Below are 22,024 nucleotides of genomic sequence, written 5' to 3'. Positions count from 1 at the left end.
TGAAGCTAGCACGGACTCGAGTTGAACAGGGATGGCTCCCGGATATTGCGGCAACGTGGTGCAAAATACCCAGCGGCGCATGCGCGCCGCTGGGCCATGGGCAAATTTCAGTACGTCGCGCGGCCACCGGAAATGTCGAACACCGCACCGGTGGAGAACGCGCAATCTTCCGAGGCCAGCCACGCCACCATTGCCGCGAGTTCTTCGACGAGAACGAAGCGCCCTTTCGGAATCTTTGAAAGCATAAAATCGATATGCTGCTGAGTGAGCTGCTCAAAGATGGCAGTTTTTGCCGCCGCCGGGGTCACCGCATTGACCGAGATTTCGTAATTCGCGAGCTCCTTGCCGAGTGATTTAGTCAGGGCAATCAGACCGGCCTTGGAGGCGGAATAATGAGCGGCGTTGGCGTTGCCTTCCTTGCCGGCGATCGAGGCGATGTTGACGATACGCCCATAGTTCTGCTTGACCATCAAAGGCACGATCGCCTTGCAGCAGATGAACGGTCCGTCGAGATTGATGCGCATGACTTTGCGCCATTCATCGAGGTCGGTTTCCCATACGGTCTTGTTCACTCCGGCGATGCCTGCATTGTTCACGAGAATATGGATGCTGCCGAGGGCTTTGAGCGTCGCGTCTCGAGTCCTTTCGACGCCAGCGAGATCTGAGACGTCTACCTTGAACACGCTGACTGCTGCGCCGATCTCCTTCGCGGTCTTCTCGGCCAACGGCTGGTCATGATCCCAGATCGCGACTTTGGCGCCGGAGGCGACGAAACGTTCCGTGATCGCTCGCCCAAAACCCTGCGCACCGCCGGTGACCACAGCAGTGCGGCCGTTCAGATCGATCTTGTTCATTTCACTATTCCTTTGGTCAAAGTGTCCAGCCGCCGTCGATGATGTGCGCGACGCCGGTTGTGAACGCGCTCTCGTCGCTGGCGAGATAAACCGCAAGGGATGCTATTTCCTCAGCCGTGCCGAGCCGTCCCATCGGCTGGCGGCTCACGAACATCTCGCGCCCCTGCGGACCCGCCGCGGCGGCTCGGTTCAGCATGGATGGTGTTTCGATTGTCCCTGGGCAGATACAATTGCAGCGAATGCCCCTGGTGATGAAATCTACCGCGACCGCGCGGGTCAGAGCCGCCACTGCAGCTTTGGTGGCGCCGTACACATAACGGTTCGGCGCAGCCTTAAAGACGCCGGCGGCAGAGGAGATGTTGACGATCGAGCCGCGTCCGGCTTCCAGCATTCCTGGCAGAAACGCCCTGAGCGTCCGGTGCATCGATTTCACGTTGACGTCGAACGAAAAATCCCAGTCTTCGTCGGAGCAGTCAAGCACCGTGCCGTGATGCACGAAGCCGGCCGCGTTGAGCAGGATGTCGATGTTGCCGGTCCGTTTGGCAAGCGCGGCGACGGCCCCTGTGTCCCGGACATCAAGCCGGGCTACTTCCGATACGCCCTCCTTGTGCAGTGACGCGAGACCTTTCTCATCGATGTCGGTTGCGAAGACCGAAGCCCCTTCACGGGCAAACGCGATGGCGCATGCGCGCCCGATGCCCGCCGCGCCCGCTGTCACGAATGCGCGCTTGCCCTTGAGGCGGTCTGCCATTGATAGCTCCCCATATTTCGATTTCGAATTGTTGTCAGGTCAGCGCGACAATCCAACGGATCGTGCGAATGCCCTTGCGATCACAGGCGGAGTCCTCGAGTGCTAATGATTATCTCTCGCCACGCCGACCTTGCCGGCGATGTCGTGATAACGGGTGGCGAACTCCATGCAGGCTCCGGTGGCGTGTTGGCCGACCGTCGAACGGTAGAGCTCCTGCCATGGCGTCTGATTGGCTGGATGCGGATAGCCGCCCTTGGCCTTCAGGTCCGCGCGGCGCTTCTTCAATTCCTCGTCTGATATGAGGATGTTTGCGCTGCCCTTGTTCAGGTCGATGCGCACCTTGTCGCCGGTCCTGAGGATAGCGAGGCCACCGTCTGCAGCGGCTTCCGGCGTGGCGTTCAGGATCGACGGCGAACCTGACGTGCCGGACTGGCGGCCATCGCCGATGCAGGGCAATGAGAGGATGCCGCGTTTGATGAGGGCTGCGGGAGGCTGCATGTTCACGACTTCCGCGCCGCCGGGATAGCCGATCGGTCCGGTGCCGCGCACGAACAGGATGCAATGTTCGTCAATTTTTAACGCGGGATCGTCGATCCGCGCGTGATAGTCCTCCGGTCCCTCGAATACGATCGCGCGCCCCTCGAATGCATTGGGATCTTTGGGATTGATGAGATATCGGTCGCGAAATTCCTTCGAGATCACGCTGGTCTTCATGATCGCGGAATCAAAGAGGTTGCCGCGCAGAACAAGGAAGCCCGCGTCCTTGACCAGCGGTTTATCGTAGCTCCAGATCACATCGCCATCGGGCTTCGGCGCATTGCGGCAGTTGTCGCCCATGGTGTGGCCGTTGACAGTCATTGCATCTTCATGGATGCGCTTGTGCCGGATTAACTCACCGACTACCGCCGGTACGCCGCCGGCGCGATGATATTCCTCGCCGAGGTAGAATCCGGCGGGCTGCATGTTCACGAGCAGGGGAATGTCGTGGCCGAATTTCTGCCAATCGTCGATTGAAAGCTCCACGCCGATATGGCGCGCAAGTGCGTTGATATGGATGGGCGCATTGGTTGAGCCGCCGATCGCGGAATTGACGACGATGCAGTTTTCGAAAGCCTTTCGCGTCAGGATGTCGGAAGCTTTCAGATCCTCCCACACCATCCCGACAATGCGCGTGCCAGTCTCACAGGCGATCTGGCCGCGCTCGCGATAAGGCTCAGGAATGGCGGCGCAGCCCGGCAGCGACATGCCCAAAGCCTCGGCCAGCGAGTTCATGGTCGAGGCGGTCCCCATGGTGTTGCAGTGGCCGACCGATGGCGCCGAGGAGGCGACGATATTCATGAACTCCTCGTAATCGATCTCGCCGGCGGCCAGCCGCTCGCGCGCTTTCCAGACCACGGTTCCGGAGCCGCTGCGTTCGCCGTTGAACCAGCCGTTCAGCATCGGTCCCCCTGACAACACAATGGCCGGCATGTTGACGGTTGCCGCCGCCATCAAACAGGCGGGGGTGGTCTTGTCGCAGCCGGTGGTAAGAACGACTCCGTCCAGCGGATAGCCGAACAGAATTTCGACCAGGCCGAGATATGCGAGGTTGCGATCGAGCGCCGCAGTCGGGCGCTTTCCGGTCTCCTGGATCGGGTGCATCGGAAATTCCATCGCGATGCCGCCGGCGGCGCGGATTCCCTCCCGCACCCGATGGGCCAGTTCAAGATGATGCCGATTGCACGGCGAAAGATCACTGCCGGTCTGCGCGATACCGATGATCGGTTTGCCGGACTGGAGTTCCTGGCGCGTGAGACCGTAATTGAGATACCGCTCCAGGTAGAGCGCGGTCATCCCGGGGTTATGTGGGTTGTTGAACCATTCGCTGGATCGAAGCTTGCGCCTGGTGACGCCGGTAAGCGGCTTGTTCATTGTTTCTCCCGCAGCGCACATGCCTTGTTTTTGTGCGAAACCTTCGCATTGGCGCCGGATGTTTGCATGTCAATGTCCCCTCTGCAATGTTCACGGGAACGGTAACACCCTACGACTTTGATCCAACGACATCGACAAAAAAGTCTGGTAAGACGCCCGACAATAAAAGGACGATGGCGGCTTCCACCGCTGAGGCTCAGTTAACCGGGGAGGGATGAGTATGTCGTCGGTGCAGATTCGCGACGTGCGGAAATCGTTTGGGGGCTTTGAAGTTCTGCACGGCGTGTCGATCCCGATCGAGGATGGCGCATTCGTCGTCCTGGTCGGACCGTCTGGCTGCGGCAAATCGACCCTGTTGCGGATGCTCGCCGGGCTCGAAAACATCACCTCGGGCACGATCTCGATTGGCGAGCGCGTCGTCAACAATGTCCAGCCCAAGGAGCGGGACATCGCGATGGTGTTCCAGAATTACGCGCTTTATCCGCACATGACGGTCGCGGACAATATGGGGTTTTCATTAAAGCTTCGCGGCGCAAGTGCCGGGGAAATCAGCAAGGGAGTGAAGCGCGCGGCCGAGATTCTGGCGCTGACACCTTTGCTGGATCGCTACCCCCGACAACTATCGGGCGGACAGCGACAACGGGTGGCTATGGGCCGCGCGATCGTGCGCGATCCGCAGGTGTTCCTGTTTGACGAGCCGCTTTCGAACCTCGATGCGAAGCTGCGCGTCGCGATGCGCACCGAAATCAAGGAATTGCATCAGCGGCTAAAGACCACCACGGTGTACGTCACTCACGACCAGATCGAAGCCATGACGATGGCTGACAAGATCGTCGTGATGCATGATGGAATTGTCGAGCAGATGGGCACCCCGCTCGAGCTGTATGATAAGCCGGATAACCAGTTCGTCGCAGGTTTCATCGGCTCGCCGGCGATGAACTTCCTCAACGGCAAGCTCGCGGTCAATGGAAGCCCGGGGTTCGTGGGCCCGAACGGCGTCAAGCTGCCGCTGACGAGAGCGCCTGCCAATTCGGACGGTCAGCCCGCCGTCTACGGCATCCGTCCTGAGCATTTCACGATCGCCGACGATGGCGCGGAAGCCGAGATCGTTGTCGTTGAACCTACCGGATCGGAAACGCAGGTCATCGCCAAGCTCGGTGGCGAACAGGTCATCGCGGTGTTCCGTGAACGCCACCAGTTCAATCCGGGCGACAAGGTGCGCCTGAAACCCAATCCGACGCTGGTGCATCTGTTCGACGAGACGTCCGGACGTCGACTGAACTCTTGAGCACTCATGAACTCTTGAGCAATTAAAACGAGCCAAAAGGGAGAATGGACTATGCAGGATTTTACTCGCCGCACGCTTCTTCAAGGCGGCACCGCGCTTGCGGCGGCTGGCGCACTTACCGGGCCGGCGTTGCTGGAGTTTGCCAAGGCTTGGGCTCAGGCCGCGCCATGGAAGGCCGAGAAGGATGCCAAACTGACAGTCATGCGCTGGAAGCGCTTCGTGCCGGCGGAGGACGACGCCTTCAACGCCATGGTGGCGGCATTCAAGACCGCGACCGGTACTGAGATGAATGTGTTCAGCGAGTCCTTTGAGGACGTGCAGCCAAAGGCTTCGGTCGCCGCTAACACCGGTTCGGGACTCGATCTGGCTTGGGGCCTCCATACCCTGCCGCAGTTGTTCCCGACCAAAGTGCTGAAGATGAACGACGTCGCCGACTACCTTGGCAAAAAGTACGGGGGATGGACGGACGCGGCAGCGAAAACCTGCAAGCACGGCGACGACTGGCTCGGCATTCCAGTGGCCACGATCGGCGGTTACATGACCTACCGCAAGTCTGCCGTGGACAAGGCCGGCTTCAAGGAATTTCCGAAGGATTTTCCGGGCTTCCTTGAGATGTGCAAGGCGCTGAAGAAAAACAACACGCCGGCCGGCTTTGCGCTTGGCCATGCCTCAGGCGACGCCAACGGGTGGCTTCACTGGTTGCTTTGGGGCCATGGGGCTTACACGGTCGACAAAAACGACAAGGTGATCATCAACTCACCTGAGACCATCAAGGCGCTGGATTACTGCAAGGCCTTGTCCGAGACCTTCATTCCAGGTGTGGCTTCCTGGAACGACTCGTCCAACAACAAGGCGTACCTCTCGGGTGAACTCTACTGCACCGCCAACGGCATCTCGATCTACGTTGCGGCAAAAGACGATCCGACCAAGAAAGAACTTGCGGACGATACTTACCACGCGCTTTGGCCGGTCGGGCCGGTCGGGCATCCGACCGAGTTGCAGCTTGCCGTTCCCATTCTGGCGTTCAACTTCACTAAGTACCCGAACGCGGCGAAAGCCTTCATCGCCTTCATGCTGGAGAAGGAAAATTACGAGAAATGGCTCTCTGGCGCGCGCGGGTATCTGACCCACACGCTCAACGCATACGACTCGGCGCCGGTATGGACGGCGGACCCGAAGAACGCCGTGTTCGCCCAGGCCAGCAAGCGCGCGCTTCCGGCCTCCGGCATCGGCACTCCGGGCGAGAAGGCGGCGACAGCGATCGCCGACTTCCTCGTGGTCGACATGTTCGCCAACTACTGCACCGGCACCAAGGACGCGAAGAGCGCGATTGCGGAGTGTGAACGCCAGTTGAAGCGTATCTATCGCTAGGAGTACAATCGGGCGGGCCGCAGTTGCTTGCAGCCCGCCCGATTCATTGGCGTGACATTCTAGCGCGAGCAACGGTGATGACGGCATCGCCGACCCAAAGGGATTTCGTCAATGGCTGACATCGCACTGCAACGCAGTTCCGCTAAGCCGGAGATACGCGAGGCAACGGCATGGGACCAACTCAAGACCAACAGAAATTGGCTGGGGTTCTGGTTCATGCTGCCGGCGATGGGTTTCTTGATATTCTTTCTGGCCTATCCGCTCGGGCTCGGCATCTGGATATCATTTACTGACGCTCGGATCGGACGGCCGGGCGAATTCATCGGCACCGAAAACTACGAGTGGCTGTGGGGCGATTCGATTTTCTGGCTGTCGGTCTTCAACACGCTTTTGTACACCACAGTCGCCAGCGCGATTAAGTTCGCGGTCGGGCTCTATCTTGCCTTGCTACTGAACGAGAATATGCCGTTCAAGGCGATGCTGCGAGCGCTGGTGCTGATTCCGTTCATCGTGCCGACGGTGCTCTCCGCCCTAGCATTCTGGTGGATATTCGACTCGCAATTCTCGATCATCTCCTGGTCGCTCCGGCATCTCGGCCTGATCACCCAGAACATCAATTTTCTCGGAGACGTCACTTGGGCGCGGATTTGCGTGATCTTCGCCAATATCTGGCGCGGTGTTCCCTTTGTCGCGATCACACTTCTGGCAGGTCTGCAGACCGTGCAGCCGTCGCTGTACGAGGCGGCGACCCTCGACGGCGCCAGCAAATGGGAAATGTTCCGCTACATCACCTATCCCTTGCTCACGCCGATTATCGCGGTCGTGATGACGTTCTCGGTGCTATTCACCTTTACCGACTTTCAGCTGATCTGGGCGATGACGAGGGGTGGCCCTGTCAACGCCACTCACCTGATGGCAACCCTGTCCTATCAGCGGGCCATCATCGCGGGACAACTGGGAGAGGGTGCGGCGATCTCAAGCGCCATGATCCCCTTCCTGCTGGCCGCCATCATGATTTCATGGTTTGGGCTACAGCGTCGCAAGTGGCAGCAGGGCGAGAACAATGACTGATCTTCCCACCTCGCGCATCGATCTCAAAGCTGTGCTGTCGGGCTCATCGGCGACCGTCGCCATGGCTGATCACAGCGAGGGGATGAGCTATCTCCAGTCGGTGCCCCGACGCATCGTCACGCTGTATTTGCCGTTGGCGATCATCGTTTTCATCCTGTTGTTTCCGTTTTACTGGATGGGACTGACCGCGATCAAACCGGACGATCAGCTGCTCGATCTGGATAAGTTCAATCCGTTCTGGACCTGGAATCCGACGTTCAAACACATCCATAAATTGCTGTTTGAAAGCTACTACCCGCATTGGCTCTGGAACACGATGTATGTGGCGATCTGCGCCACCATCCTGTCGATCGTCGCCAGCGTATTGGCGGCTTATGCCATCGTGAGGCTGCGCTATCGCGGCGCGCAATGGGTAGGTGGCCTCATTTTCCTGTCCTATCTGGTACCGCCGTCGATCCTTTTCATTCCGCTCGCAACGGTCGTGTTCCAGTATGGCCTTTTCGACTCGCCGATGGCGCTGATCCTGACTTATCCGACGATTCTGATTCCATTCTCGACCTGGCTCTTGATGGGTTATTTCAAAACTATTCCGTTTGAGCTGGAGGAATGCGCGCTGATCGATGGTGCGAGCCGCTGGCAGATTTTGGTCAAGATCGTGCTGCCGCTCGCGATTCCCGGGCTGATCTCGGCCTTTATCTTTTGCTTCACGCTTTGCTGGAACGAATTCATCTATGCGCTGACGTTCCTGCAATCGACGCAGAACAAGACCGTGCCGGTCGCAATCGTCAACGAATTCGTCGACGGCGACGTCTATCGCTGGGGCTCGCTGATGGCGGGCGCCTTGTGCGGTTCGCTGCCGCTGGTCATCCTCTACGCATTCTTTGTCGAACATTACGTCTCGGCGATGACCGGGGCCGTCAAAGAGTGAGCGCCCGGGCCGGCGCGTAACAATCAAAAACAAGAAGGAGTTGGCTCTTGCACATTCTGGTGTTGGGCGCGGCCGGAATGGTCGGGCGCAAGCTTTCCGAGCGGCTGTTGGGGGACGGGCGTCTCGGTGAGCGCGAGATCACCCGGATGACACTGCAGGACGTCGTCGCACCCGCGCAACCGGATAAAGCGGGATTTCCGGTTGACACCGTTACATGCGACTTCGCCGTCCCCGGCGCCGCCGAGAAACTCGTCGCGGATCGTCCCGATGTGATTTTCCATCTGGCGGCGATCGTCTCCGGCGAAGCAGAGCTCGATTTCGACAAGGGTTATCGCATCAACCTCGACGGAACGCGGATGCTGCTCGATGCGATCCGGTTGGTCGGAGACGACTACAAGCCGCGTGTGGTGTTTACTTCCTCGATCGCGGTGTTCGGAGCACCGTTTCCGGACGCGATCGGGGACGAGTTCTTTCACACGCCCCTGTTGAGTTACGGTACGCAAAAGGCGATCGACGAACTTCTCCTGGCCGACTATTCGCGGCGCGGTTTCATGGATGGTATCGGAATTCGATTGCCGACTATTTGCATCCGGCCCGGTCTCCCCAATAAAGCGGCTTCGGGTTTCTTTTCAAACATCCTGCGCGAACCGCTTGCCGGGAAGGAAGCGGTGCTGCCTGTCAACGAGGACGTTCGACATTGGCACGCCACGCCAAGGTCGGCGGTCGGGTTTCTGCTTCATGCGGCTACGCTGGATTCCGGGGCAGTCGGGCCGCGTCGAAACCTCACCATGCCCGGGCTTTCCGCCACCGTTGGCGAGCAAATCGCCGCACTTAAGCGGGTGGCCGGCGACAAGGTCGCGGCGCGGATCAAACGGGACCCTGATCCGTTTATAATGGGCATCGTTGCCGGCTGGCCCCGTAATTTCGAACCGATGCGGGCGCTGAAGCTCGGCTTCACCACCGCCGAAAAGAACTTTGATGATATTATCCGCATTCACATCGAGGACGAACTTGGTGGTAAGTTCGTGACCTGACCCGATCGGCGGGAACTCACGGGAGAATAGTCATGACAGCCAGCATCGTCGGATGGGCCCACACGCCGTTCGGAAAGTTCGACAATGAAACCGTCGAAAGCCTGGTCGTCCGCGTCACGACGGACGCGCTGGCGGACGCCGGGATCTCAGCCGCGGATGTCGACGAGATCGTGCTGGGGCATTTCAATGCCGGCTTTTCGCCGCAGGATTTTACCGCGTCACTGGTGCTGCAGGCCGACCCGCAGTTGCGGTTCAAGCCGACGACAAGGGTCGAGAATGCCTGCGCCACCGGTTCGGCGGCAGTGCATCAAGGTATCCGGGCGATTGCGGCTCGCGCGGCGAAAATTGTGCTGGTGGTCGGCGTGGAGCAGATGACGCGGACGCCGGGCCCTGAAATTGGTCGGAACTTGTTGCGAGCATCCTATCTGCCGGAGGACGGCGACACCCCCGGCGGGTTCGCAGGCGTGTTTGGCAAGATCGCCCAGGCCTATTTCCAGAAATATGGCGACCAATCGGACGCGCTCGCGATGATCGCAGCCAAAAACCACAAGAACGGAGTCGCCAACCCCTACGCCCAGATGCGCAAGGATGTCGGGTACGAATTCTGCCGCTCGGAGAGCGAGAAGAACCCATTTGTCGCAGGGCCGCTGAAGCGAACCGACTGCTCGCTGGTCTCGGATGGCGCGGCCGCGCTGGTTTTGACTGACGCCGAAACCGCCAGATCCATGGGCAAGGCCGTCAGCATCAAGGCTACCGCGCATGCCCAGGACTTCCTGCCGATGTCGAAGCGCGACATCCTGCAATTTGAAGGCTGTACCGTGGCCTGGCAGCGCGCATTGCAATCGGCCGGGGTCCAACTCTCCGACTTGTCTTTTGTCGAAACCCACGACTGTTTCACGGTCGCCGAACTCATTGAATATGAGGCGATGGGACTGACGCCGAGGGGGCAGGGCGCGCGCGCCATTAAGGAGGGCTGGACCCAGAAAGATGGCAAGCTGCCAATCAACCCTTCCGGCGGATTAAAGGCCAAAGGCCATCCGATCGGCGCTACCGGCGTTTCCATGCATGTGATGACGGCAATGCAACTGTTAGGGCAGGCGCCGGAGGGCATGCAGATCAGGGATCCCAAACTCGCCGGCATCTTCAACATGGGCGGTGCGGCGGTTGCCAATTACGTCTCCCTACTGGAGCCGGCGAAGTAAACAGCTCGCGCATACCTGCGATCTCGCCGCGCCAGCATCTATGCCCGCGATAGCCTTGATCTTGGCGACACGCTGCCGTTAGTACGTTCTAAGAGCCGCATCGCCGCCAATAGAGCGCATCTGGAGCGAACAGGCATGGGACCTCTGAAGGGCATCAGGGTCATCGATATGACGACCGTGCTGATGGGCCCCTATGCCACTCAGACGCTGGGTGACTACGGCGCCGACGTGATCAAGATAGAGTCGCGCGAAGGCGACGTCACACGTCTGATCGGCCCGACCCGTCATCCCGGCATGGGTCCGGTATTCCTGAACACCAACCGCAGTAAGCGCAGCATTGCACTCGACCTGAAGAATCCAGCGGGGCGCGATGCGGTGTTGCGTTTGATCGCGTCGGCGGATGTGCTGGTTTACAACGTGCGTCCGCAGGCGATGGCGCGGCTAAATCTCGGATACGATGTAATTTCGAAACTCAATCCGCGCCTGATCTATGCCGGCGTGTTCGGTTTTGGGCAGGATGGTCCCTATGCGGCGAAGCCCGCCTATGACGACCTGATCCAGGGTGCTACCGCCTTGCCCGCACTGATGGCGCAGACTGGCGATGGCATTCCCCGCTACGTTCCAAACGCACTCGTCGACCGCATTGTCGGCCTGGCGGCGGTCGGTGCGATCTGCGCGAGCCTGGTACATCGCGACCGAACAGGCCGCGGCCAGCGCCTCGACATCCCGATGTTCGAAACAATGGCTGGTTTTGTCATGGGCGATCACATGGGTGGATTGACCTATGAGCCGCCGCTGGACAAAGGCGGCTATGCCCGGCACCTCTCGCGCGACCGACGGCCGTACAAGACTTGGGACGGCTACATCTGCGTCATTGTCTATAACGACAAGCAGTGGGAGAATTTTTTCCAGGCGACCGGACGCGACGATCTGCGCGCTGACACCAAATTCGCGACCTTTGCCGGACGCGTCGCCAATATTGACATGGTCTACGCTGAACTTGCCCGCATCTTCGAGACGAGAACCACCGCCGAGTGGACCGAACTGCTCGACAAAGCCGATGTGCCTGTGATGCCGATGCACAATCTGGAAAGCATTCTGGAGGACCCGCACCTGCTCGCGACCGATTTCTTCCCGGTGATAGATCATCCAAGTGAGGGCAAAATCCGCAACATGAAGGTGTCCGCCACCTGGTCGGAGACTTCAGTCGAGACCACCCGACTTGCGCCGCGCCTCAATCAGCATGGCCCGGAAATTCTTCGCGAAGCGGGATTCTCGGCGGAAGAGATTGCGGCCCTGGTGCGCGCCGGTGCTACCACGGCACCCGAAGCTACAGAGGTGCATTGAGACGATGGACTTCGCCCTCACGGCCAATCAGGAATCCATCCGGGAAGCGGTCGCAAAGATCTGCGCGCGTTTCGATGACGCCTATTGGTTGAAGAAAGACAAGGACGGCGGTTATCCCGCCGACTTTCATAGGGCGTTGGCCGATGCCGGCTGGCTCGGCATCTGCATTCCCGAGGCCTATGGTGGCTCGGGTCTCGGCATTATCGATGCCGCGATCATGATGCGGACGATTGCGGAGTCGGGCGCCGGAATGTCGGGCGCTTCGGCCGTGCACATGAATGTGTTCGGGCTCAATCCGGTCGTCGTGTTCGGAACGGAGGAACAGTGCAGGCGGATGTTGCCGCCGATCGTAGCTGGGACCGAGAAATCCTGCTTCGCCGTCACCGAGCCGAATACTGGCCTCAACACCACGCAGTTGAAGACGCGCGCGGTGCGCTCCGGCAATAAATACGTCGTCAATGGCCAGAAGGTCTGGATCTCCACGGCGCAGGTGGCGGAAAAGATTCTGCTGTTGGCGCGCACGACCCCGCTGGAGGAAGTCAAAAACCCGACCCATGGTCTGAGTTTGTTCTATACCGACTTCGATCGCAGCCGCATCGCCGTGCATGAAATCGCAAAGATGGGGCGCAAGCCTGTCGATTCCAACGAACTCTTCATTGAGAATTTTGAAATTGCTCTTCACGATCGCCTCGGCGAGGAAGGCCGCGGCTTCGAATACATTCTGCACGGCATGAATCCGGAACGCATCCTGATCGCGGCCGAAGCGGTGGGACTGGGAGGAGTGGCTCTATCGCGAGCGGCCGCCTACGCCAAACAGCGCAACGTGTTCAATCGCCCGATCGGCAAGAACCAGGCGATTCAACATCCCCTCGCCAGGAACTGGATGGAGCTCGAGGCGGCGTGGCTGATGACGCTGTCGGCCGCCTGGCAGTACGATCAGGGCATGCCCTGCGGACCGGCCGCCAATGCGGCGAAATATCTTGCCGCGGAAGCGGGCTTTCACGCATGCGAGCAGGCCGTGATGACACATGGCGGGTTCGGCTACGCAAAGGAATTCCACGTCGAGCGCTATTTTAGGGAATCCCTGATTCCGCGGATCGCGCCGATCAGTCCGCAACTCATTCTCAGCTTTATAGCCGAGAAAGTGCTTGGATTGCCGAAGTCTTATTGAGATGCCGATCGATGGGATGGGGGACAGAATTCTTACCACGCCATTCTGGAAGGCGCGAAACTTGGTTCGAGAGCCATGAGTTTCATCACCGGCGTCGGCCTCACGCCATATGGCAGGCATGAAGGCTCCTCGTCGCTCGATCTCATGAGCAAGGCCGCAGAGCTTGCGATCACCGATGCTGGTCTGAAGCGACGCGAGATCGACGGCGTTCTATGTGGTTATTCCACCGTATCGCCGCATATCATGTTGGCCACGGTGTTCGCCGAACATTTCGGCATTCGCCCGGCTTACGCTCATGCTGTCCAGGTTGGCGGTGCGACCGGGCTGGCGATGACCATGCTGGCACATCATCTGGCCGAAGCCGGAGTTGTCAGACATGTGCTGGTGGTTGCAGGAGAGAACCGCCTGACAGGGCAGAGTCGTGATGCCTCAATCCTGGCGCTGGCGCAGGTTGGAGACCCTCGGTACGAAGTGCCGTTGGGACCGACGATCCCCGCCTATTATGGTCTCGTTGCTTCGCGCTACATGCACGAATACGGCGTCACCCAGGAAGACCTCGCCGAGTTCGCCGTCCTGATGCGTACCCACGCGCTGTCGCATCCCGGGGCTCAATTCAGTACCCCCATAACCGTCTCCGACGTCATGGGATCAAAGCCGGTCGCGCTGCCGTTAAAGCTTCTGGATTGCTGTCCGGTGTCCGACGGCGGTGCGGCGTTTGTGGTCAGTCGTGAGGCGACCTCGCCGGTGCGCATTTGCGTGCGTGGCTGTGCGCAGGCCCACACCCATCAGCATGTCACGGCCGCACCGGCCCTCAGCGAGCTTGGAGCCGAGATCGCAATCGCGCGGGCAAAGCAGCAGGCCGGTATTGGCATCTCGGACGTACGCTATGCCGCGGTCTACGACAGTTTTACAATCACGTTGGCCATTCTGCTGGAAGACCTTGGCCTCGCGGCACGAGGCGAGGCCGCTTCCCGCGTCCGTTCCGGCCATTTCAGCCGGACCGGTGAGATGCCGCTCAACACGCATGGTGGATTGTTGAGCTATGGCCATTGCGGCGTCGGCGGCGCGATGGCGCATCTGGTCGAGACGCAGTTGCAAATGAGTGGACGCGCCGGAAGTCGCCAGGTGCGCGACGCCTCAATTGCGCTGCTGCATGGGGATGGCGGCGTATTGTCCTCGCATGTCAGCATGTTTCTGGAGCGCGTCCGATGAGCGAGCAGCCGGTGCCCGACTGGACTATGGGCGGCGAAGCCATCGTCTATCAATGCTGCGGCGCCTGCGGCAACCTGCAGTATTTCCGGCGCAGCTTCTGTTGGAGCTGCGGCGCGCCCGATCCGGTTGAAAAGTTCGCGAGCGGTCAGGGCACGATCTACGCCACTTCACTCGTCTGCCGCGCGGCAACGGCGGAAACCCGCGCCCACGTGCCGTACAACATCGTTCTCGTCGATACCGAGGAGGGATTTCGGATGATGGGGCATGGAAGCAACGATCTTTGCATCGGCGACAAGGTCAAAGCGCGGTTTGCACGATTTGTCGATCGGCTAATTCCTTACTTTGAGAAGGCGGTTTAGGGATGGGTCGATTCCACGGCATCTTGAGGCCAACTTCTTCACTCATCGCGAGTAAAAAATGAGGCTGGCGATGACGAGCATTGCCGTCACCGCCAGCGTTCGCGCGAGCGCTTCCGAGGCCGCCCTTTTGGTGGCTTCCTTCATGCCGATCTCCCTAGACTTGGGCATAACTCATCGTTGCGCGAAAGCGCACCGATGGTCAGATTTGTACTCGGAACACCCCGCGACGAGTATTCGCTTTGACGAGTCCCCACTCAGCGAATATCGACATTCGCAGGATCGAATAGTAATGCGGCGGCAATTTGACTGCGATGCGGCCTGTTGATCCGCAAGATTAGCCGAATTGTGCTTCAACGGCACGAGCAGGGAAACCAAGGTGAAACATGGCCCGTATCGAGTATTGCGATACTTCGAAATCGAATGAGCGAACGCGCGAGATACTCGGCAAGAACCGAAACGCCAACATCTTTCGGATGATGGCGCACTCGCCGAGCTATTTTGAGCAATATTGCCGGCTCGGCGGCGCGATCCGCCGCAAAGGCGAGCTTGATCCGATCGTGCGTGAACTGGCGATAACGCGCACGGGTATTCTGTGCGAGGCGCCGTATGAGGTAGTGGCGCACAAGCGCATGGGCAAGAATGTCGGGGTCACTGACGAGCAGAACGCGGCGCTGGAGCATTGGGAATCGGCGGCCTGCTTTGACGAATTGCAGCGCGCCGCGCTCGCCTTTACCGATGAGATCGTCAAGCTGCGGCGTCCGAGCGATGCGACCTTCAACGCCATTGCGGCCAAGCTGACGCCGGCCGCGCTCGTTGAACTGCAGCTCTCGGTTGGCTTCTACATCATGACGTCGAAGTTTCTCGAGACCTTCGATATCGACATGCAACCGGTAACCGAAGAGATCTGACGGACCAGTCGAAATTTGCCTGCGCCCTCAGGGCACGCGCAACGAGTTTGGCACGAGCGCTTGCCGACGCGCCAGCAGCACGGCGATCAAAACTGTCGGGACCAGGATGGCAACCCCAACACTGGTGATCTGCAATTGCGACATCGGCATGATGCCGCCACCGGGGGTGGCGATGACGAAGCCCCCAATCACCAGCAACACTCGCAGAGGCCATTCCAGCGGGCCGGCCTTTCGGAGATCGCCGACAAAGGCCTGATAACCCTGGATGCCGCCGCAGATGAAGAGCGTGCCGAGGGCCGCGAGCATCATCAGTCCGAGCGCGGCGAAATACGGACTGTCGCCCTGCAACACCAGCGCCGGATTGAGCACGAAGAAAAACGGAATGAAATAAATGATGCTGCCGACCCACATTGATTCCCATCCGGTCTTCATCGCAGGCGAGCCCGCGATGCCGGCCGCCGCAAAAGACGCGATCGCCACCGGTGGCGTGATCGACGACAACATGCCCCAGTAAAAAATGAACATGTGCACTGCCATTCGGTTAAGGCCGAGCTTTTCCAGCGCAGGCGCCACCAGAATAGCCAGGAAGATGTAGCAGGCGGTGGTGGTAAGGCCGAGGCCGAGAACGAGGCTTGTGAAGGCGCACATGCCAAGCAACAAAAATGCGTTGTCTCCGGCGATGCGAAGCAGGTCGTTAGCCAGGCTTGAGACCACCCCCGTCATCGAGAACGCTCCGATCAGGAGCCCGCAGCCGGCGAGGATACCGATCAGTTCGACGAACGTCCGGCCATTCACCTCGAGGAATCGATTGATCGTGGTAAGCGTCCAGCGGGTTTCCCGGGAGAATACCTGGTTCAACACCAACAGCAGCGCCGTGGCATAAAACGGGGCGTGGCTTTCGCGCTTGAAATACAGCAGCATGATGATGAGCAACGCGATCACGAAGACGTAGTACCAGCCGTCCTTGATCGTATCGATCACCTTGGGCAGCTCTGACCTTGGGATGCCCTTGAGGCCATGGCGTGCCGCATAGGAATCCACCTGCATGAACAGGCCGACATAGTACAGGATGGCCGGAATGATCGCGGCGACCGCGACGTCTGCGTAACTGACGTTGAGAAACTGGGCTATCACGAATGCGGTGGCCCCCATGACCGGAGGCGCCAGCACGGCGCCGGTCGAAGCACAGGCCTCTATCGCGCCAGCATAGGAGGCGCGGAAACCGCTCTTCTTCATGACCGGAATGGTCATCGTGCCGGCGGTCAGAACGTTGGAAATGATCGAGCCTGACATCATTCCGAGCAGGCCACTTGCGAAGATGCAGACCTTGGCCGCACCGCCGCGAAACGTTCCGCACATCGCAAACGCGAGGTTGATAAAGAACTTTCCGGCACCCGTCATCATCAGGGCCGTACCGAACACCAAAAAACCGATTACGGTATCCGCGAACGCCTGGATCGGAATGCCGAGCAGACTCTCGCCCGAGAGCACGTGATATGAAGTGGCCTGTTCGAGCGTCGATTGGGTTCCGCGAAACGGACCTAGCCAGTTCGCGTCGGCAAATAACGGATAAATGGTGAAAGGAAAAACGCTGATAAGAAGACTCCAGCCGCCGGTGCGGCGCAGCGCTTCCATCAGCATCACCCACATCACCACGCCGGCGACAATGACCGTCGTCGGGGCGCCGCCGAATTCCCACCCCGCTTCCGCCGCTTTGCGAACGTGGGCCATCAATACGATGGCTGAACCGGAGGTGAGCACGAAAAACAGAAGGTCGTACCAGGGAATGCGATCGAGCGGCGAGCGTTCGGAATTCGGAAAGATCAAAAAAGTGAACGGTAGCATCAGCGCAATCAGCAGATAGAAATACTCTGTGTTAAGCTGGGTGTAGCCGACAAAAAAACGAAGCGAGAATTGCTGGTTGATGCACAGCAGGATCGTAGCGGCGGTGGCTAGGATGAGCGCCCAACGCCAAGCGCCACGCAAGGTCCGCACCCGCGTAACCTCGGCCTCTTGCAGTCCGCCGATGCCGGCGTGCGGATCGTCGAATTCGACCCGATTTGCTACAGGTTTTTCCGAACCGGCGGACGGTGAGGCAGATGACATCAGTTTTCCGTTTAACGTCGGCGCGACAGGTCGAAGCGGAGCCTATTCCTCAAATCCGTTTGGCATATTGGCCTTCTTCAGGGCGGCAGCGCGCGCGCTCATCCAGCCTGCAAGGAACTCCTTATCGTCCGAGGGAGGATTCGATTTGCCGTAGGCGACCCATGCGGCCGCCAGAACCGCTTGCCGCTTGAACAGTGCGTTATTGTGCGCCTCCTGGTCGTCGCTCCATTGACCGGCTTCCTTGAGCGCCTTGACTGCGCCGGGATGAACCGGCACCACCCAATTTTTCGTTTGTCGGTCAGCGGCGAGCCCCGGCGCGCCTGCTGCGGCGTCTTTGTAAGCATCGTAGCCGGTAATCATCGCCTTGGTGATCGCGTAAACCTGATCGGCGGACTGGGAGCCATAGGCCACAAAGATCGGGTAGGGATAATTTCCAAGTTCGATCGGCTTTTCCTTGGAAATGCCGGCGCCGCAGGTTGCAACATGTCGGAAGAAAAATGAGCCGACCTTTTGAACGCGCTCCCAGCCGGCATTGTCGTTGTGGGGAAGCGGCGGCCAAACCAGGCCACGCGGCGAGCTCTCGGCTTCCCTCGCTGGGCCGGTAATGGTTGTCGCGAAAGCCGCATCCGTGTCGTTGTTTATCAGGCCCTTCCACATTGCGCTGTAGCTCGAGAATTCGACGATCTTGACGTCGCTCTGCTTGAGATCACCGAATGCTAAAATCGCCAGCGCATTCTGGTTCAACGCCGGCGATCCGACGACGAAGCCGACCCGCTTGCCCATCAATTGCTTGATCTCCGTTACCCCGGTATCGCGGGCAACGCCAAGTGAGCCGGCGTTGCAGTCAACCGACGAAAGCAGGATTTGCAACGCTTGAGGACCCCATTCCCGGCCGCCGAATTCGAACACGCCCTCCTGCGCGAAGTAGGTGCCGGAACCCATCGCCGAAGCCACCGCCCGTCCCGCCCGCAACGGAGCAAGGCGAGCGACGTCGTTCCCCGCGGGCAATACCCGCAAGTCGGTGCCGTATTTATCTTTCATCATTTTGCCGACCGCGACTGCGATATTGAATCCGGCAGTCCCGGTGTCGTAAGCGGTGAACGTCATCGTCGGCGGCAGCTTGGTGTCTTCGGCGCGAAGCGCAGAAGGTGTCAACGGCAGCATGCCCGTGAAAACGACAGCCGCAAGCGCCACCAGCCGATGGACCATGTTCGCCTCCAAGTGTTTCTCAATTAAAAATCGTTGGCTGGATCATGTCATCGCCATGTCGCGATGGCAACGTTGAGCGGTTCGCGCCACGTTGGTTTACATACCGGACAGAATGTCGCAGACCAGCAAAGACGTGGGTGCGTTCGGCGATTACGTCTCGACGATCGCTAAGACCTGGCCTTCGGCAACGACGTCATCAACATTAACCAGTATTGACTTTAGTCTGCCCGCGGCAGGCGCGGCGACAGGGATCTCCATCTTCATCGCTTCGACGAAAACGACGTCATCGCCGTCTTCGATGGTGCCGCCGACCTGAACGGGAAGCGCGCAGATGCGTCCGGCGACCTCGGTCACGATCTTGATTTCTGGCATTCCACTCTCCAGGACAGCGGCCGCGCGCACGTTAATGAAATGAACGCATAGCTAAGGGCGGGCGCCCTCGCTTTTTGTTGTCGTCGCAGATTGCCTGAGGTAGCTTCTTCCGCAAGTGGAATTTCATTCCGTATTACGGAATTGGGTAGCCATGGGACGACGCTCGGAGCGGCTCAGCAAAGAGGGAATTCTTGCCGGCGATCGTGCTGGTGAGGGCGACGTGATCCAGGTGGTGTCGCGCGCATTCGACGTGTTGCGCTGCTTCGAAGGCCATGAGGCGCGGCTTGGCAATCTCGAAATTTCCAATCGCTGCGGCCTGCCGCGATCCACAGTATCGCGGCTGACTCATACGCTGACCCGCATGGGTCAGCTCGTATACCTGCCCCGCGATCAGAAATACCGGATCGGTCCGAGCGCGGTCGCCATGAGTACCTCCATGATGCGCGGCCTGAAGCTTCGCAACCTGATCCGTCTGCGACTGCAGGAAGTCGCCGAACAACTGCCGGGAACCGTCGGCTTCGTGATACCGGACCGCTTCCATCTCGTTTACCTTGAGGTCGGGCGCGCTCCCAACGCACTCGGCTTGAGTTCGACCTCGGGCAGTCGGATTGCGATCGCGAGCACAGCGGCGGGCCACGCATATACGGCTGCGCTCGACGATAACGTCGCCGCCGGCTTGTTGGCCGAAATGGAACGCGAAATTCCCGAAAGCGCCAAACTGTTACGTCCGCTCTTGGAGGGCAATCGGAAATCTTTGCGCGAGCGGGGTTACGTCGTTGCTTGCGGCCTCTGGAGTCCGCACATCAACGGGTTGGCGGTGCCGCTGTGGTCGCCACAGTATCGAACTTTCGTCGTGGTCACGATCGGGCTTTTGTCGGCGATGTACGATGAGAAGCGATTGCACAAGGAGGTTGCGCCGCGGATTCTCGAATTGAGCGCGGCGATCGGCGGACTGCTTGACGGAGACGATGGGGAATTGTTCGGCAATCACCCCGAGGGCAAGCCGCTTCCGGCTGCGAACCATAAGAGCAACGAAATCATCAAAGCGGAGGAAAGGAATGAACTGGAAGCCGGAGCTCGACGACCTCGCCCGGCGCGAAGCATTCGCGCGCGAGATGGGAGGCGTTGACAAGGTCAAGCGTCAGCGCGACCAGGGCCGGCTCACCGTTCGCGAGCGCATCGACAGATTGGTCGATGCGAACAGCTTCCACGAAATCGGAGCGATTTCCGGCACCGCCGAATATGATGAGAACGGCGAACTCAGGAATTTGACGCCAGCCAACTGCGTGTTCGGAAGGGCTAAAGTCGACGGCCGAACCGTAGTCGTGGTCGGCGACGATTTCACAGTGCGAGGCGGCTCTGCGGATGCCTCGATTTCGGCGAAGCCGCTGATGGCGGAGGAGATGGCGCACGATTTTCGGCTGCCGATCATTCGATTGATTGAAGGCTCTGGCGGCGGTGGCTCCGTGAAGACCATTGAGACAAAGGGCGCGGCCAATCTGCCCGGCGGCATAGGCGGCACGCGCTGGTATTCGTACACGACTGCGAACATGTCTCGCGTGCCGGTGGTGGCCTTGGGCCTGGGCTCCGTCGCCGGACTTGGCGCGGCAAGGCTTGCGGCCAGCCATTATTCGGTGATGACCAAGAATTCGGCGATGTTCGTGGCTGGCCCGCCGGTTGTGAAGCGGCTCGGGCAAGACCTTACCAAGCAGGAACTCGGTGGACCCGACATACAGACCCGCGCCGGTAGCGTCGACGACGCTGTCGATACCGAGGAGGAGGCGTTCGCGAGCGCAAAACGTTTTCTCTCTTATCTGCCGTCATCGGTGTATGAGCTGCCGCCAACGCTTCCCTGTAGTGACGATCCGGAGCGTGCCGAGGAATCCTTGATGAAAGCGGTGCCTCGAAGCCGCCGTCAGGTCTACAAGATGCGCCCGATTATCGAGGCGGTCGTCGACAAGGGCTCGTTCTTCGAAATGACGGCAAATTTCGGCCGCCCGATCATTGCCGGCCTCGCGCGACTGGAAGGCCGCGCCGTACTGTTGCTCGCGAGCGATCCTTTTCATTACGGCGGATCGTGGACGGCGGAAGCCTGTCAGAAGGTAGTGCGCTTCGTCGATCTCGCTGAGACCTTCCACCTGCCGGTAGTCTACTTCATGGATTGTCCGGGCTTCATGATCGGACTGGAGGCGGAAAAAGCAGCGACCATCCGCCATGGTGTTCGCGCTATGGCTGCGGTCAATCAGAGTACTGTGCCCTGGTGCACCGTCATCGTGCGCAATTCATTTGGTGTTGCCGGCGTCGTGCATCAGCCCGCGGACCGGTTTTCCTTCCGATATGCCTGGCCATCGGCCTATTGGGGATCACTACCCCTGGAAGGCGGGATCGAGGCGGCCTATCGCGCCGACATCGATGCCGCGGAAGATCCAAAAGCGAAGCTGCAGGAGATCGAGGATCGCCTGAACAAGCTACGCTCTCCGTTCCGGTCGGCCGAGAAGTTCTGGGTCGAAGAAATCATCGATCCCCGCAGGACCCGTTCGCTACTATGCGAGTTCGCACGGTTGGCCGAGCCTCTCCGAACGCCGGGGCCGGCGACGAACATGACGATTCGGCCGTAATCGCCGTTCGCTTTGGGTCAGGCGGCCGCGAGCGGCTTTGGGTGCCGCGATATGGCCAACACGATCAGCCCGGCGATAACACACAGCGCACCGGCGACGAAGAAAGCCGGCAGATAGCTGGCAAGCATGGTGCGTGACAACCCGGCGCCGAGCGCCGCAGTGCCCGCGCCAATTTGATGCCCGGCAAAAATCCAGCCGAAGACGAGATTGGCGCGCTCCGATCCGAACCGCTGGGCCGTGAGCCGCACGGTTGGCGGGACGGTGGCGATCCAGTCGAGGCCGTAGAAAATCGCGAACAGCGACAGGCCGTAG

Annotated in this window: 19 protein-coding genes and 1 pseudogene; 13 read left to right on the top strand and 7 right to left on the bottom strand. The window is 59.7% G+C overall.

Translation table 11 applies throughout. The annotated features are described in order from the left end of the window. Positions 1-107: 107 nt before the first annotated feature. The 3 genes from VJV58_RS09315 to VJV58_RS09305 all read right to left on the bottom strand — a co-directional run bounded on the left by VJV58_RS09315 (position 108) and on the right by VJV58_RS09305 (position 3,516). Positions 108-854 (bottom strand): SDR family NAD(P)-dependent oxidoreductase, encoded by a 747-nt coding sequence (locus VJV58_RS09315; protein ID WP_324137053.1) that lies wholly within the window; start codon positions 852-854, stop codon positions 108-110. A gap of 16 nt (positions 855-870) precedes the next feature. Next, positions 871-1,605: an SDR family oxidoreductase gene (locus tag VJV58_RS09310; protein ID WP_324137052.1), complete on the bottom strand. Its 735-nt coding sequence runs from the start codon at positions 1,603-1,605 to the stop codon at positions 871-873. 102 nt (positions 1,606-1,707) lie between these two features. Next, positions 1,708-3,516 carry an IlvD/Edd family dehydratase gene (locus VJV58_RS09305; RefSeq protein WP_324137051.1) on the bottom strand — a complete coding sequence of 603 codons (1,809 nt, stop codon included), beginning with the start codon at positions 3,514-3,516 and terminating at the stop codon, positions 1,708-1,710. A 220-nt stretch (positions 3,517-3,736) separates the two neighbouring features. Between VJV58_RS09305 and VJV58_RS09300 the strand changes: the two genes are divergently transcribed. From VJV58_RS09300 to VJV58_RS09250, 11 genes are all read left to right on the top strand, one after another. Continuing rightward, on the top strand, positions 3,737-4,804 hold the full coding sequence (locus VJV58_RS09300) for a sn-glycerol-3-phosphate ABC transporter ATP-binding protein UgpC (RefSeq protein ID WP_324137050.1): 1,068 nt from the start codon (positions 3,737-3,739) through the stop codon (positions 4,802-4,804). A 51-nt stretch (positions 4,805-4,855) separates the two neighbouring features. Further along, positions 4,856-6,175, top strand: coding sequence for an ABC transporter substrate-binding protein (locus tag VJV58_RS09295; RefSeq protein WP_324137049.1), 1,320 nt, complete (start codon positions 4,856-4,858; stop codon positions 6,173-6,175). Positions 6,176-6,286: 111 nt separating this feature from the next. After that, positions 6,287-7,246: a sugar ABC transporter permease gene (locus tag VJV58_RS09290; RefSeq protein ID WP_324137048.1), complete on the top strand. Its 960-nt coding sequence runs from the start codon at positions 6,287-6,289 to the stop codon at positions 7,244-7,246. Continuing rightward, the gene (locus tag VJV58_RS09285) at positions 7,239-8,174 is read left to right on the top strand and encodes a carbohydrate ABC transporter permease (protein ID WP_324137047.1); all 936 of its coding nucleotides are present in this window, start codon (positions 7,239-7,241) and stop codon (positions 8,172-8,174) included. The genes VJV58_RS09290 and VJV58_RS09285 overlap by 8 nt, the downstream gene beginning before the upstream one ends. 47 nt (positions 8,175-8,221) lie before the next feature. Continuing rightward, a complete protein-coding gene (gene denD, locus VJV58_RS09280; RefSeq protein WP_324137046.1) occupies positions 8,222-9,208 on the top strand; it encodes a D-erythronate dehydrogenase in 987 nt (328 codons plus the stop codon). 32 nt (positions 9,209-9,240) lie between these two features. Beyond that, positions 9,241-10,410, top strand: a complete 1,170-nt coding sequence (locus tag VJV58_RS09275; RefSeq protein ID WP_324137045.1) for an acetyl-CoA acetyltransferase — start codon at positions 9,241-9,243, stop codon at positions 10,408-10,410. 135 nt (positions 10,411-10,545) lie between these two features. After that, positions 10,546-11,757 (top strand): CoA transferase, encoded by a 1,212-nt coding sequence (locus VJV58_RS09270; protein WP_324137044.1) that lies wholly within the window; start codon positions 10,546-10,548, stop codon positions 11,755-11,757. Positions 11,758-11,761: 4 nt separating this feature from the next. Continuing rightward, on the top strand, positions 11,762-12,928 hold the full coding sequence (locus tag VJV58_RS09265) for an acyl-CoA dehydrogenase family protein (protein ID WP_324137043.1): 1,167 nt from the start codon (positions 11,762-11,764) through the stop codon (positions 12,926-12,928). 75 nt (positions 12,929-13,003) lie between these two features. Beyond that, positions 13,004-14,140, top strand: a complete 1,137-nt coding sequence (locus VJV58_RS09260) for a thiolase family protein (RefSeq protein WP_324137042.1) — start codon at positions 13,004-13,006, stop codon at positions 14,138-14,140. Further along, positions 14,137-14,499 carry a Zn-ribbon domain-containing OB-fold protein gene (locus VJV58_RS09255; protein WP_324137041.1) on the top strand — a complete coding sequence of 121 codons (363 nt, stop codon included), beginning with the start codon at positions 14,137-14,139 and terminating at the stop codon, positions 14,497-14,499. The genes VJV58_RS09260 and VJV58_RS09255 overlap by 4 nt, the downstream gene beginning before the upstream one ends. A gap of 383 nt (positions 14,500-14,882) precedes the next feature. Further along, positions 14,883-15,407: a carboxymuconolactone decarboxylase family protein gene (locus VJV58_RS09250; protein WP_324137040.1), complete on the top strand. Its 525-nt coding sequence runs from the start codon at positions 14,883-14,885 to the stop codon at positions 15,405-15,407. Positions 15,408-15,434: 27 nt separating this feature from the next. On the opposite strand, the gene VJV58_RS09245 is transcribed toward VJV58_RS09250, so the two are convergent. From VJV58_RS09245 to VJV58_RS09235, 3 genes are all read right to left on the bottom strand, one after another. Then, positions 15,435-17,513: a TRAP transporter permease gene (locus VJV58_RS09245; RefSeq protein ID WP_324137039.1), complete on the bottom strand. Its 2,079-nt coding sequence runs from the start codon at positions 17,511-17,513 to the stop codon at positions 15,435-15,437. A 42-nt stretch (positions 17,514-17,555) separates the two neighbouring features. Further along, on the bottom strand, positions 17,556-18,722 hold the full coding sequence (locus VJV58_RS09240; protein WP_324137038.1) for a TAXI family TRAP transporter solute-binding subunit: 1,167 nt from the start codon (positions 18,720-18,722) through the stop codon (positions 17,556-17,558). A 150-nt stretch (positions 18,723-18,872) separates the two neighbouring features. Next, positions 18,873-19,094, bottom strand: coding sequence for an acetyl-CoA carboxylase biotin carboxyl carrier protein subunit (locus VJV58_RS09235; protein WP_324137037.1), 222 nt, complete (start codon positions 19,092-19,094; stop codon positions 18,873-18,875). 151 nt (positions 19,095-19,245) lie between these two features. Between VJV58_RS09235 and VJV58_RS09230 the strand changes: the two genes are divergently transcribed. Further along, positions 19,246-20,223 carry an IclR family transcriptional regulator gene (locus VJV58_RS09230; protein ID WP_324137036.1) on the top strand — a complete coding sequence of 326 codons (978 nt, stop codon included), beginning with the start codon at positions 19,246-19,248 and terminating at the stop codon, positions 20,221-20,223. Further along, positions 20,153-21,712 (top strand): acyl-CoA carboxylase subunit beta, encoded by a 1,560-nt coding sequence (locus VJV58_RS09225; RefSeq protein WP_324137035.1) that lies wholly within the window; start codon positions 20,153-20,155, stop codon positions 21,710-21,712. The genes VJV58_RS09230 and VJV58_RS09225 overlap by 71 nt, the downstream gene beginning before the upstream one ends. A 17-nt stretch (positions 21,713-21,729) precedes the next feature. Here VJV58_RS09225 and VJV58_RS09220 read toward each other — a convergent pair. Next, positions 21,730-22,024, bottom strand: a pseudogene (locus VJV58_RS09220) (MFS transporter); the annotation flags it as partial.

The organism is Bradyrhizobium sp. (assembly GCF_035273305.1).
GTDB lineage: Bacteria > Pseudomonadota > Alphaproteobacteria > Rhizobiales > Xanthobacteraceae > Bradyrhizobium.
This window is presented reverse-complemented; position numbering and strand designations above follow the sequence as displayed.

Bases quoted from the DNA above. Each gene is read 5' to 3' on its own strand.
- VJV58_RS09225 (WP_324137035.1), top strand. From the start codon at position 20,153: ATGAACTGGAAGCCGGAGCTCGACGACCTCGCCCGGCGCGAAGCATTC.
- VJV58_RS09305 (WP_324137051.1), bottom strand. From the start codon at position 3,516: ATGAACAAGCCGCTTACCGGCGTCACCAGGCGCAAGCTTCGATCCAGC.
- VJV58_RS09230 (WP_324137036.1), top strand. From the start codon at position 19,246: ATGGGACGACGCTCGGAGCGGCTCAGCAAAGAGGGAATTCTTGCCGGC.
- VJV58_RS09245 (WP_324137039.1), bottom strand. From the start codon at position 17,513: ATGTCATCTGCCTCACCGTCCGCCGGTTCGGAAAAACCTGTAGCAAAT.
- VJV58_RS09295 (WP_324137049.1), top strand. From the start codon at position 4,856: ATGCAGGATTTTACTCGCCGCACGCTTCTTCAAGGCGGCACCGCGCTT.
- VJV58_RS09255 (WP_324137041.1), top strand. From the start codon at position 14,137: ATGAGCGAGCAGCCGGTGCCCGACTGGACTATGGGCGGCGAAGCCATC.
- VJV58_RS09285 (WP_324137047.1), top strand. From the start codon at position 7,239: ATGACTGATCTTCCCACCTCGCGCATCGATCTCAAAGCTGTGCTGTCG.
- VJV58_RS09265 (WP_324137043.1), top strand. From the start codon at position 11,762: ATGGACTTCGCCCTCACGGCCAATCAGGAATCCATCCGGGAAGCGGTC.
- VJV58_RS09235 (WP_324137037.1), bottom strand. From the start codon at position 19,094: ATGCCAGAAATCAAGATCGTGACCGAGGTCGCCGGACGCATCTGCGCG.
- VJV58_RS09270 (WP_324137044.1), top strand. From the start codon at position 10,546: ATGGGACCTCTGAAGGGCATCAGGGTCATCGATATGACGACCGTGCTG.
- VJV58_RS09290 (WP_324137048.1), top strand. From the start codon at position 6,287: ATGGCTGACATCGCACTGCAACGCAGTTCCGCTAAGCCGGAGATACGC.
- VJV58_RS09250 (WP_324137040.1), top strand. From the start codon at position 14,883: ATGGCCCGTATCGAGTATTGCGATACTTCGAAATCGAATGAGCGAACG.
- VJV58_RS09275 (WP_324137045.1), top strand. From the start codon at position 9,241: ATGACAGCCAGCATCGTCGGATGGGCCCACACGCCGTTCGGAAAGTTC.
- VJV58_RS09310 (WP_324137052.1), bottom strand. From the start codon at position 1,605: ATGGCAGACCGCCTCAAGGGCAAGCGCGCATTCGTGACAGCGGGCGCG.
- VJV58_RS09315 (WP_324137053.1), bottom strand. From the start codon at position 854: ATGAACAAGATCGATCTGAACGGCCGCACTGCTGTGGTCACCGGCGGT.
- VJV58_RS09260 (WP_324137042.1), top strand. From the start codon at position 13,004: ATGAGTTTCATCACCGGCGTCGGCCTCACGCCATATGGCAGGCATGAA.
- VJV58_RS09300 (WP_324137050.1), top strand. From the start codon at position 3,737: ATGTCGTCGGTGCAGATTCGCGACGTGCGGAAATCGTTTGGGGGCTTT.
- VJV58_RS09240 (WP_324137038.1), bottom strand. From the start codon at position 18,722: ATGGTCCATCGGCTGGTGGCGCTTGCGGCTGTCGTTTTCACGGGCATG.